The following is an 11,646-nucleotide window of genomic DNA, read 5'->3' on the forward strand; positions in this document are numbered from 1 at the left end:
GTTAATAACACTCTGAGCTGCCCATTTCGATGATGCGATCGGTCTCACCACTGTTTTTAAACAGATAAAGGCCTTTATTGAGGTCATTAAGGACGCCACGCCAGTTGGGCTTGGCTTTACTGAGTGCAAAATACAGATTGTTGTACCTCAAAGCTGGCTCCACATTTTCCAGCCCCCGCAATAAGGTGACCTTTTCAGATTTAGCCAAATCTGAATAACTTACGGTAAAGCGCAGCACTTTGGGATCGCCAATAATCAGGTCAACACGTTTGCCTATCAGCAGCTTAACCAGTTGTAGATCATCGACGGCTTCGACAATGATGAATTCATTGTTGTCCATCATGGCGTCAAACTCGGGAGTGTTCTGATAGCCCCGCACCACACCTATGGTAGCGCCTTTGAGTGCATTGAGGTTGCCCTCAAAGCTGTCTGACTCACCGCGACGTTTTAGCAGGGTAATTTCACCACCCGGGTATGCATTAGACAGTGCCAGTAATTCACGGCGTGTTTTGCCGGGGTAGTTATCAGAGGGGGAGGCATCTTCGATAAAGTACTCAGGAAAGAGAATGTCTGCACGGCCGGACTCAACGGCTTTGACAGCGCGGGCCCAGGGCAGGAATTCGACATAAACAGGGTAGTCCTGATCCGCCAGTAAGGAGATTGTAAATTGAAACACCCAACCTTTGTTGCACAACTGGTCGCCAATATAGGGAGGCCAGTCCAGTGTTACCAGATGCAATAGCGGCTTATCACCGCTTTTATTGTACAGGTACCCATTTTTATATTGCTCACCCTGAACCATCAGGTACTTGCCTTGTTTAAAGTAACCGACATTTAGGCTCGCAAAGGCAGTCACAGAGAGGCTGCACATTAACAGCAACAATAGCCGGGTGAGTATTTTCATAACCTATTTCCTGGTGCGCACAATTGAGATAAAAGCGTTTAAAAATAAAACGATGAGTTTGCTTTTAGGCTACATCGATTATCCATTAAGTCTAGACATTATCACGCTAAAAGGAAGGACAGAAGACAATAAGGCCAGCATTTAGCTGGCCTTATTATAGACAATTAGTCTAACGAGCGTGGTGTATTCAGATTACTGAACCAACTCCTGATCGGTGAACTCATCAGCAAATAATGGGCTCGACAAGTAACGCTCTGTTGCACTTGGTAGAATAACGACGATGTTCTTGTCTGCATTTTCAGGCTTCTCTGCAAGACGCTTAGCAGCAACCACCGCAGCACCAGAAGAAATACCGACTAAGATACCTTCGTCTTTCATTAGCTGATGTGCCATTGCAATCGCATCTTCGTTTGATACTTGCTCTGTGCCATCAAGCAGCTCAAGATCCAGGTTGCCAGGAATGAAACCAGCGCCGATACCCTGAATTTTGTGCGGACCAGGCTTCAACTCTTCACCAGCCAGAGCTTGAGAAATAACGGCTGAATCAACAGGCTCTACTGCAATTGACTTAACAGCCAGGCCTTTCTCTTTCTTCAGGTAACGAGTTACACCAGAAATTGTGCCGCCTGTGCCAACACCGGCTACGAAGTAATCGATTGCACCGTCCATCGCTTCAAAAATTTCAGGACCTGTGGTCTCTTCATGAATTTTCGGGTTAGCCGGGTTCTCGAACTGTTGTAGCAGTACGTACTTTTCAGGGTCGCCAGCCAGGATTTCATTGGCTTTCTCGATGGCGCCTTTCATACCTTTGGCACCTTCAGTTAGTACCAGGTTTGCACCTAGCGCTTTTAGTAGCTTACGGCGCTCAAGACTCATGGTATTTGGCATGGTCAGGGTAAGCTTATAACCACGGGATGCGGCAACGAAAGCCAATGCAATACCTGTGTTACCAGAAGTTGGCTCGATCAGCTCTTTGCCTTCGCTTAGCAAACCGGCTTTCTCGGCTTCCCAAATCATCGAGGCACCAATACGGCACTTTACGCTGAAGCTCGGGTTACGAGATTCAATTTTGGCAAAGACATTGCCACCTGTTACGCGGTTAAGTTTAACAATCGGGGTGTTGCCAATTGCCAGGCTGTTATCTGCAAAAACGTTCGACATAATTTTCCCTTCAATGAGCTAAGGATATTTAATACTAGTCACACTTTACTGGGGCTGGAGCAAAACAAAAGGAAAGAATGGCTATAAGATATATTAAAAAGGCTTATGCCCTGATGGAATAAAAAAATAAATATGTATAATAAAAGAGCAGTTAAGGCCCGCCCAGAGTTGATGTGTCTGATCAGGCCTCAGCGCGTCTGGATCACAGCAGCCAGGCGTAGCTAAACTTGGCAAAAAACGTCTTGTTGTCTTTGCTGATTTTACTCAAATCGTCATCCTGATATCCATTGTCTGAATAGCCGGCAAAAAACACGGTCTGTGGGTTCAGCTTATAAGCGTAAAGCAATTGGGTGCTCAGGCGTTTATAGTGACTGTCTACATCATCAATGTAGTTGGCCTGATTACGGCGAATATCCGTTTTAATGAAGGCCAGCCTCAGATAACTGTTAATGTTAAACTGATAAGTGAAGCGCACGTCGCTCAGGTTTGCTGTAAACACTTCCATACCTTCAGCGGTGAGCTTTTGATACGTATGACGAAGTCGGATCTCAAAGTGCTGACCAAGGTAGAAGTCCAGTAAAGGGCGTATGTAACGCTCATCCGCCATACGATTATTGGCTAAATCAACGCGGTTACCTCTGCGCAGGGTGAGTCCGCTGAAGACGCCGGGTGCGGGCTTACTCTCCAGGTAAATCCATTGCGTGTTTTCGGTAAATAAGTCCGTGTTGCCATCAATGGTCAGGCTGGTTTCGTCATGGCGTAATCCGGTACGCTTACGATGGTCGAAACCAAAATCAATGATACTTTGCAGTGGTCCGCTGATAGCGATATTGCTCTGGACTTCTTTTTCCAGTAACTCACCGTTTTCATTGTGGCTAATATCCCAGTCAGTATACCAGCGTGTGCGGTTCCACCAGGTGTTTTCATCACCATACCAACGGTATTCAAACCCGGTAATAAACTTATTGAAGTCGACTTGCGACAGGAATCCCATGTCGGCGCGTAGCGCAGCATCATAGTTGCGATAGCTGGCAAAGGCTTTCCAGTGCTTGCGGTTATGACGATAGTCCAGCATATAACCCAGGCCTTGATTATCATCTTTTAGCTGGGTGCGCAGTACGCTTTCGTCTATTTCACAGTCTTCCAGTGTTTCGTCATCACAAAGTTCTTTGACCATAGCCGGATCATAGTCTGTTTTTGACGTTAAGAGCTGTGCTTTGAACGTATCGTTCGCAGTGGGCTCGTATTTACCGTCCACACTGAACAGCTGATTCTTATAATCATTACTTTGCCGGGTTGTGGTTAGTGCGCCCACAGAGAGTGTCTCGTCGGCATCATAGCGGTAGCGCAGTGCGGCATTTTCACTTTTTTGTTCCAATGAAACGACGCTGGACCCCAGGTTCCCCGGCACCATGACATTGGTAAACTCATCGTTAGTGACAAAAGCGGCATAGGTGTGGCCTTGCTTGCTACCGGTTAGTTTGGCCCCATAATCCGGCGCGGCAATATTACGGGTGTGCAACAGATTAATATGTGAGGAAAAGTAGTCTGCATTGTCGAGGAAGAAGGCCCGTTTTTCCGGGAAGAACAAGCTAAAGCTGTTATTAACACTGAGCTGACCATTGTCGGCTTCTACCTGAGAAAAGTCCGGGTTGAGCGTCGCATTCAGTGTTGTGTCCGGGGTGATTGCCCATTTGACATCTAGCCCGGGTTCATAGTCGGTGTCGTTTTCCCAGTCCGGGATCGTGCTGCCATCAATGTCTCTGGTTTGCTGGCGGCTGACAACCATAGAGGGGATCACGGCAAGGTTGCTGCTTTGCTGCGCGCCAGAAAATCCGGTGTATGCCGGCATTTGGCAAACCCAGCATTGATTTTCATGGGCGATTTGCATACTGGAAATACGTAGCCTTTCGCTACGTGGGTAAAAGCGCAGGAACTCCATGGCCATGGTTTTCGTGTCCTGGCTGTTATCAAAATTGAGCACACGTAATGGGATCTCTACTTCAACCACATACCCAGACTCATTGATTTGCCCGGCAGAATCCCAAATACCATTCCAGGAATCATCCTCGCTGCCACTGAGTACATTTTCTATCGAATCTTGCTGTACACCCAGCGGATTAATGAAGAATTGATAAGCACTGCGACCTGTGTTGAAGGAGTCTATTTTTATGCCCACCAGATCGTCGTTCCAGTTGCGGTCCCTGTCACGGAAAAATGCTCTGATCTGACTGGGATCTGGGTCTTTGGCATCAAATGCCAGAAACAGTGACTGGCCATTTTCGAACACACGTACACTGGTTTGCACCGGGCTGGGTGTATTTTCGTACGGCCAGGTGACATTATTGATGGCAATCACTTTGGCTTGTTGCCAGATGCTCTCTTCTAGTTTCCCGTCGATGGTTACACTGGCGTTGATATGAGGAATAGCAGGCTCCGCTGCAAAGGCGGTGGCACTGAACCACAAAGAGGGAACAGCGAAGCACAGAGAACTTAAAACTTTATTTAACATTATTAGAGGGTTCGATAGCACAACTTTGATGGTGCATTAAATAACAGAGATACAGTGTGAACAATTGTTTATCGTTTAATAGCAAACTAGCGGGGTTAAGTGGTGTTTTATTTCTATTTTGTGAACAGTTAGTCAACTCGTATCGCACAACTATGTACCTGCATTGTCATTCCATGGTAAAAAGGCGCATCTGTTTTTTACTCAGGCGTGTTGTATGTCTCTTATTTTAAAACTTGTCGCTGGTATTTTCGCCGGTGTCCTGGCGGGCTTTTATCTGCCAATGCTGATGGTCGAACTGCTGTACACTGTAAAAGTGATTATTGGTCAGCTTATTTCCTTTACTATTCCGCTTATTATTTTGTTCTATATCGCGTCAGGTATTGCCGGCTTGCCTAAGGCATCAGGGCATTTACTTGGTAAAACAGTTGGCTTTGCCTACGGTTCTACTGTGATTGCAGGTACTTTGGCGGTGGTGCTGGTCAGTATGGTTGTGCCTTTGTTTGATGGCAGTGTGGCTTATCAGGCCACAGAAGCAACAGAAATTGAGAGCCTTATCAAGCTTGAAGTACCGCCTCTGATGGGCGTGATGACAGCACTGGCGACTGCTTTTGTGTTTGGTATTGGGATCAGTCAGCTTCATCTGACGCAATTAAAGCAAGTTGTGGATCAGGGGCGTGATGTCATTGATGCATTACTTGCTAAGGTCATTATTCCTGCCTTGCCATTTTATATCGCTGGTGTGTTTGCAGAGATGGCGGTTGCGGGCACGGTGGCTGATACCCTGAGTACATTTGGCGTGGTGTTGCTTGCTGCAGTGGCAATGCACTGGCTGTGGTTGGCATTTCTGTATATTACTTCAGGTGTGCTGCTAAAGCGTAACCCCGTTGAATTGATTAAAAATATGCTACCGGCTTATTTTACTGCAATCGGTACTATGTCCAGTGCAGCGACGATCCCGGTTTCCCTGCGAGCCAGCAAATCGAATAAAGTGAAAGAAGAGGTTGCTAACTTTACCGTACCTTTATGTGCAACTATCCACCTGTCTGGTTCTACAATTACCATCGTCACCTGTACTATGGCGGTGATGCTGCTGTCTCCGACGATGGCTTTGCCTTCGCTGGCTGAGATGCTGCCTTTCATCTTTATGCTGGGTATCGTCATGATTGCTGCACCGGGTGCGCCGGGTGGGGCGGTTATGTCTGCCCTGGGGTTACTCAGTACCATGCTGGGCTTCGATGAAAGCGCTGTTGCGCTGATGATCGCTTTGTATCTGGCACAGGACAGTTTCGGTACCGCTTGTAATGTAACGGGTGATGGTGTGATTGCTTTGTGGGTAGACCGTTTTTCGGAGCAGGATCTAAAATTGCACGGTAATTCTTAGTCTTACTATCATACTAAAGGCTGTTTTTACCTTAATTAGAAACTGGAATTGATTATGCTTTGCAATTTTCTGTGTTACTCTTGCAGAGCATAATCGCGTGCAGTCTGTGTGCAATAATGTGTGCATAATGCATTCATTATCAGACGATTATATAAATGACATTTGGCAGTTATTGCCATTACCAAGGCTAGTGTGAGGGTGACCCGTTGATTAACGTACTTTTAGTTGATGATCATGAACTTGTCAGAACCGGTATAAAGCGCATTCTGGATGACGTGCGCGGGTTTAAAGTGGTCGGAGAGGCTAAAACGGGTGAAGAGGCGGTCAGCTACTGTCGCCAAAGTGAACCTGATATCGTGCTAATGGATATGAATATGCCAGGTATTGGCGGTCTGGAAGCAACAAAGAAAATTTGCCGTTACTGCCCGGACGTGAAAGTGATTGTACTGACTGTGCATTGTGAAGATCCGTTTCCCAGCAAGGTCATGCAGATTGGTGCGCACGGTTATTTAACCAAAAGTGCAGGTCCGGATGAGATGATCAACGCGATCCGAGCTGTCAATGCGGGCCAGCGTTATATCGCCCCTGAGATTGCGCAGCAAATCGCGCTGGCGCAATTTAGTGGCAAGGTAGATGAAAACCCGTTTCAGTCTTTATCTGATCGCGAACTTCAAATCATGCTAATGATCACCAAAGGTGAAAAAGCGCAGGACATTGCGGACAGGCTTAACCTGAGCTCTAAAACGGTGAATAGCTATCGCTATCGTATGTTCGAGAAGCTGAACGTCAGTGGCGATGTTGAGCTAACACATCTGGCCATTCGCCATAAAATGATTGATATAGACAGCTCTCACTAAGTGAGTCAGTTGTTCTAAGTAAGAGACAAGTCTCAACCATGGCAGTGTTTGATAGTCAGGCGTTTCTCAGAACGCTGACCACGGAACCTGGTGTGTATCGTATGTATGACGAAGACCACCAGGTTATTTATGTCGGTAAAGCTAAAAACCTCAAAAAACGCGTCAGCAGCTACTTTCGCAGCAATATTCCAGATGCCAAGACCCGGGTCCTTGTGAGTAATATTCGTCATATCGAAGTGACCTTGACGAATACAGAGACCGAAGCATTATTGCTGGAAAATAACCTGATCAAAAAATACCAGCCCAGGTACAATATTCTCCTGCGCGATGACAAATCCTATCCATATATTTTACTGACCGATCATCGTCACCCTAGGCTTGCCTTTCATCGTGGCTCCAGAAAGAAAAAAGGCGAGTACTTTGGCCCTTTTCCCAGCAGTGCCGCAGTATCCGAAAGCTTACGTCTGATGCAGAAGATTTTTCCCGTCAGACAATGTGAAGATGCTTACTACCGGGCGCGCAGTCGTCCTTGTTTACAACATCAACTAAAGCGTTGTTCTGCGCCTTGCGTGGCAAAAGTCAGTGATGATGACTATGCTGAGCAGGTTGACATGGTGCGTCAGTTTCTTAGTGGTAAGTCACACCAGGTGATTGCTACTTTGGTCGGTAAAATGGAACAGGCGAGCACGGAACTCAACTTTGAATCGGCGGCTAAGTATCGGGATCAAATTGCATTGCTACGGCAAATGCAGGAGCAGCAATCTGTGGCCGGTAACTTTGCCGAAATGGATGTGATAGGCTTTGCCCAATTGAATGGCTTATGTGCGGTTCACATGCTGATGATCCGGGAACATAAAGTTTTGGGGTCCAAAACGTTTTTCCCTAAAATACCTAAAGACTCACGGCGTGAAGAAATTCTAACCAGTTTTGTCGGCCAATATTACGTTTCCACGGGCAGTCACGGCCGGATTGCTAAAGACATTGTATTGCCGTTTGAGATTGCTGAGTTGGACGATTTGACCGCAGCGCTCACCCAGGTTGCCGAGCGTAAAGTACAATTGCGGGTAAACGTACGAGCCGAGCGTGCACAATATCTGGAACTGGCCAATAAAAATGCCCTAAACAGCATTATGGTCAAGCAAAATGCGCAGGATTCTATCGACAAACGATATGCCAGATTAAAAGCCGCGCTTGGCCTGTCGGATATCAATCGTATGGAATGTTTTGATATCAGTCATACCATGGGTGAAAACACCGTGGCATCCTGTGTGGTATTTGACGGTCAGGGGCCTAATAATCGTGAATATCGTCGCTATAATGTGACCGGGATTACACCGGGAGATGACTATGCGGCCATGGCGTTTGCACTGAACAAGCGCTACGGTAAAGTAACCGATCCTGATAAAGTGCCTGATATCATTTTCATTGACGGTGGTAAAGGCCAGCTCTCTAGAGCAGAATCTTTCTTCGAATCCTGGACGCTGGATAAGTTGCCTATGTTGATTGGCGTAGCGAAGGGCACCAGTCGTAAGCCCGGTTTGGAAACCTTACTCATCGATGGCGGCCGCAAAACCATTAACCTGGACAGCGACTCACCAGCATTGCATCTGATCCAGCATATCCGCGATGAATCTCATCGTTTTGCTATTGCGGGACACAGAAGCAAGCGTCAGAAACAACGTACTCAATCGGTTCTGGAAGAAATAGAAGGCGTTGGCCTGAAGCGACGCCAGGCACTACTTAAATACCTTGGAGGAATGCAGGGCGTAAAAGCCGCCAATATACAACAACTAAAACAAGTGCCCGGGATCAGCCCTCAGCTGGCTGAAAAGATATTTAACCATTTGCATGACAAAGCTTAAGCGTTCATGCGAACATAGTAAAAAAGAGTCTCTCTTAGTAGTTATGTGGAACATTCCAAACACGCTCACAACATTTAGGTTGTTACTTATTCCTGTTTTTGCAGTGGTCTTTTACTTGCCTTATTCATGGGCTTTTTTTGCTGCCGCTTTTATCTTTTGGCTGGCATCAGTGACTGACATTCTCGATGGTTATCTGGCACGTAAGCTGGAGCAATCAACGCCATTTGGCGCTTTTCTGGATCCTGTGGCTGACAAAGTGATGGTCAGTGTGGCACTGGTCGTATTAGCAACGCATTATCAGAACATGTTTATGACGGTAGCCACCATTGTCATAATTAGTCGTGAAATTGTTATCTCTGCTTTGAGAGAATGGATGGCAGAGCAGGGCAAGCGAGGTCATGTGGCTGTATCTTCTTTAGGTAAGTTTAAAACGGCAGCACAAATGTTGGCCATTATTGGTCTGATCTGGCAGTTTGCTCCCTGGATGGTGACATTGAGTTATGCATTGTTAGCCATTGCAACTTTGCTAACTGTGGTGTCTATGGTGCAATATTTCTATGCTGCCCGTACGGAATTGATTAAATCTTAGTAAAGGTTGGCTGAATACAAAGCGTTTTAGATAAAAAATAAGCAAACGATTAAAAAGCTTCATTTTTTATGTTGACGCCTCCCGGAACTTCTGTAGAATGCGTCCGTGTTGAGAGGCAACAGCCTAACAAAAAGAGAAGTTCAAAACGCTTCAATTTACTGAAAGTATTGAACTTGTACGGAACGTTAGTATAACTCAGCTGGATTAAAGAATAGACGCAACCTTGCATCTTACCTATTCACTAAGTTAAAAAGCTTCTGGAGTGCGAGTATAGCTCAGCTGGTAGAGCGCAACCTTGCCAAGGTTGAGGTCACGAGTTCGAACCTCGTTACTCGCTCCAAATTCTCTTTTCTGACTTAGTCAGGTTAGTGTGGCGGAATGGCAGAGTGGCCATGCAGCGGATTGCAAATCCGTCTACCTCGGTTCGACTCCGGGTTCCGCCTCCATTTTCTCAACAAACTCCACATGCGAAAGCAGCCCGATGCCCGGGTGGTGGAATTGGTAGACACAAGGGATTTAAAATCCCTCGCTGGTAACAGCGTGCCGGTTCAAGTCCGGCCCCGGGCACCATTGTTTATAGCAAGTTAACTTAATTGTTAACCAGCTACTGGAAGGCGAGTATAACTCAGCTGGATGAATTAAAAGACGCAACCTTGTATCTTACATTTACCCACTAAGTTAAAAAGCATTATGGAACGCGAGTATAGCTCAGCTGGTAGAGCGCAACCTTGCCAAGGTTGAGGTCACGAGTTCGAACCTCGTTACTCGCTCCAATTTAAACAATGAATGCTCTAGCAAACCCGATGCCCGGGTGGTGGAATTGGTAGACACAAGGGATTTAAAATCCCTCGCTGGTAACAGCGTGCCGGTTCAAGTCCGGCCCCGGGCACCATTGTTACTCATAGCTTAATCGCTTGATATGACAGTAAGATTAAGTTAAAGTAGCGAAAATAAAATGTGTTTTTATTTTCTATAAAACACAATGTGGAACGCGAGTATAGCTCAGCTGGATGAATGAAAAGACGCAACCTTGTTTATTACATTTACCCACTAAGTTAAAAAGCAATATGGAACGCGAGTATAGCTCAGCTGGTAGAGCGCAACCTTGCCAAGGTTGAGGTCACGAGTTCGAACCTCGTTACTCGCTCCAATCTTTCTGATACACTAAGTATCAATACAATGCGGCGGAATGGCAGAGTGGCCATGCAGCGGATTGCAAATCCGTCTACCTCGGTTCGACTCCGGGTTCCGCCTCCATTCCCTTATCAAATCTTCTTAATTCATTATTTCCAATAACCAGACATAAATCACTGGCACATCATTTTTGTACTGAATTTTCAGGTCAATTAACTCACCGCTGACATGTTCGTTAATGGTAAACTCGCTGCTTTCGAGCAGGTAATGCCCTTTGTGTTGTGTTACTTCAACCTGTGTCTCTATCGTGATCCCTTTGTTTTTTGCAAGCTCGATCAACGCATCTTGAATGGCGAGCCTGATAGCTGTGCTGAGCAGGTTATCTGAGGTCATAGTGCCATCTTCACCAAAGGCCCCCAATACAAGCTTGCCCTGTTGCGTCATGTCGTTAATATCTGGCAGCACTGGCGCATTGAGTACAGCCTGGTCTACGGGCTTATACTGGCCTATCAGCGTTGAGCCATACTGACAGCTTTGATGTAAAGCCAGGTGTGTGGGCGTGCCACGGGCATCGACTTCACCGTTGCGATTGTAGTTCACCTCATGATGTACGTTACCTTCACGGCTGATAGCTCGTTGTTTTAAGTATTCTGTGGCATTGACCTGGGCCTGTGTCAGAAAACTCGCGACGGTCATTGCGTTACGCTCACTCATCTGGAGCTGCTCATGCGGCGATGCGGTATAGTAACTGACACCCAGGACCTGTCTGTGTGTATCATTGTCGCACAGCCAGGCAGGCTTACACTGGACAAAATCGCATTGGCGAACAGCACAGGTGGCACTGGTTTTCAACGGCTCAAAGCTGACGTAACTGTATTGTGTATCTTCGGTGTTAAAGGGCGTTGAGTAATAAACAGTGTGGCCTGAGGATAATATCTGAGTAGATTGATCATGTGTGACGTTTTGCATGTCACGGCGCTGTAATTTAATATTGTGATAGGTCGCGAGTTTCTTCAGTGCCCGGGTGCGGCTGGCCAGCTCCGAGCCATTAGGGATAGCACTAAATGGAGCTGCGGTGCCAACAAAGCCAAGTTGATTGGCTTGTTTTGGAGACTGAACCCAGCAAGGCAAGGTGCTTACTTTCGGAGCTTGAGGTATCTGAGAGCGCGTTTTACAGCCACTGAGTATCAGGGTGCCAAGCAGCAGGCTACAAAGCAGAGGTGAGTGAACAGTCATTCCTTGTCCT

The 11,646-nt window shown here is 46.6% G+C and carries 8 protein-coding genes and 7 tRNA genes; 11 read left to right on the forward strand and 4 right to left on the reverse strand.

From position 1 onward, the window contains the following. Position 1: 1 nt before the first annotated feature. The 3 genes from CWC22_RS07590 to CWC22_RS07600 form a co-directional block, all read right to left on the reverse strand. Positions 2-904, reverse strand: coding sequence for a substrate-binding periplasmic protein (locus CWC22_RS07590; protein ID WP_230090631.1), 903 nt, complete (start codon positions 902-904; stop codon positions 2-4). A gap of 192 nt (positions 905-1,096) precedes the next feature. After that, entirely contained in the window at positions 1,097-2,065 is a 969-nt protein-coding gene (gene cysK, locus CWC22_RS07595; RefSeq protein WP_125563273.1) for a cysteine synthase A, read from the reverse strand. Between the two features lie 202 nt (positions 2,066-2,267). After that, positions 2,268-4,577 (reverse strand): carbohydrate binding family 9 domain-containing protein, encoded by a 2,310-nt coding sequence (locus CWC22_RS07600; RefSeq protein ID WP_138537865.1) that lies wholly within the window; start codon positions 4,575-4,577, stop codon positions 2,268-2,270. A 214-nt stretch (positions 4,578-4,791) separates the two neighbouring features. On the opposite strand from CWC22_RS07600, the gene CWC22_RS07605 reads away from it, so the two are divergent. From CWC22_RS07605 to CWC22_RS07655, 11 genes are all read left to right on the forward strand, one after another. After that, the gene (locus CWC22_RS07605) at positions 4,792-5,958 is read left to right on the forward strand and encodes a dicarboxylate/amino acid:cation symporter (protein ID WP_138537866.1); all 1,167 of its coding nucleotides are present in this window, start codon (positions 4,792-4,794) and stop codon (positions 5,956-5,958) included. 206 nt (positions 5,959-6,164) lie between these two features. Then, the gene (uvrY, locus tag CWC22_RS07610; protein WP_010385932.1) at positions 6,165-6,815 is read left to right on the forward strand and encodes a UvrY/SirA/GacA family response regulator transcription factor; all 651 of its coding nucleotides are present in this window, start codon (positions 6,165-6,167) and stop codon (positions 6,813-6,815) included. A gap of 38 nt (positions 6,816-6,853) precedes the next feature. Further along, positions 6,854-8,677 (forward strand): excinuclease ABC subunit UvrC, encoded by a 1,824-nt coding sequence (gene uvrC / locus CWC22_RS07615; RefSeq protein WP_138537867.1) that lies wholly within the window; start codon positions 6,854-6,856, stop codon positions 8,675-8,677. 43 nt (positions 8,678-8,720) lie between these two features. Further along, on the forward strand, positions 8,721-9,266 hold the full coding sequence (gene pgsA / locus CWC22_RS07620; RefSeq protein WP_058795033.1) for a CDP-diacylglycerol--glycerol-3-phosphate 3-phosphatidyltransferase: 546 nt from the start codon (positions 8,721-8,723) through the stop codon (positions 9,264-9,266). Positions 9,267-9,530: 264 nt separating this feature from the next. Continuing rightward, positions 9,531-9,606, forward strand: a tRNA-Gly gene (locus tag CWC22_RS07625). Between the two features lie 32 nt (positions 9,607-9,638). Continuing rightward, positions 9,639-9,712 (forward strand) — tRNA-Cys (locus CWC22_RS07630). Between the two features lie 37 nt (positions 9,713-9,749). Next, positions 9,750-9,836, forward strand: a tRNA-Leu gene (locus CWC22_RS07635). Between the two features lie 127 nt (positions 9,837-9,963). Further along, a tRNA-Gly gene (locus CWC22_RS07640) sits at positions 9,964-10,039 on the forward strand. Positions 10,040-10,071: 32 nt separating this feature from the next. Further along, positions 10,072-10,158: transfer RNA gene (locus CWC22_RS07645), tRNA-Leu, on the forward strand. Between the two features lie 182 nt (positions 10,159-10,340). Continuing rightward, a tRNA-Gly gene (locus CWC22_RS07650) sits at positions 10,341-10,416 on the forward strand. 33 nt (positions 10,417-10,449) lie between these two features. Continuing rightward, a tRNA-Cys gene (locus tag CWC22_RS07655) sits at positions 10,450-10,523 on the forward strand. An 18-nt stretch (positions 10,524-10,541) separates the two neighbouring features. Here CWC22_RS07655 and CWC22_RS07660 read toward each other — a convergent pair. Beyond that, positions 10,542-11,636 (reverse strand): hypothetical protein, encoded by a 1,095-nt coding sequence (locus tag CWC22_RS07660; protein WP_138537868.1) that lies wholly within the window; start codon positions 11,634-11,636, stop codon positions 10,542-10,544. Positions 11,637-11,646 lie beyond the last annotated feature (10 nt).

Origin of the sequence: Pseudoalteromonas rubra (assembly GCF_005886805.2) — a bacterium.
GTDB lineage: Bacteria > Pseudomonadota > Gammaproteobacteria > Enterobacterales > Alteromonadaceae > Pseudoalteromonas > Pseudoalteromonas rubra_D.

Excerpts from the sequence above, each read along its gene's own strand:
- CWC22_RS07590 (WP_230090631.1), bottom strand. The coding sequence starts at position 904 with ATGAAAATACTCACCCGGCTATTGTTGCTGTTAATGTGCAGCCTCTCT.
- cysK (WP_125563273.1), bottom strand. The coding sequence starts at position 2,065 with ATGTCGAACGTTTTTGCAGATAACAGCCTGGCAATTGGCAACACCCCG.
- CWC22_RS07600 (WP_138537865.1), bottom strand. The coding sequence starts at position 4,577 with ATGTTAAATAAAGTTTTAAGTTCTCTGTGCTTCGCTGTTCCCTCTTTG.
- CWC22_RS07605 (WP_138537866.1), top strand. The coding sequence starts at position 4,792 with ATGTCTCTTATTTTAAAACTTGTCGCTGGTATTTTCGCCGGTGTCCTG.
- uvrC (WP_138537867.1), top strand. The coding sequence starts at position 6,854 with ATGGCAGTGTTTGATAGTCAGGCGTTTCTCAGAACGCTGACCACGGAA.
- pgsA (WP_058795033.1), top strand. The coding sequence starts at position 8,721 with ATGTGGAACATTCCAAACACGCTCACAACATTTAGGTTGTTACTTATT.
- CWC22_RS07660 (WP_138537868.1), bottom strand. The coding sequence starts at position 11,636 with ATGACTGTTCACTCACCTCTGCTTTGTAGCCTGCTGCTTGGCACCCTG.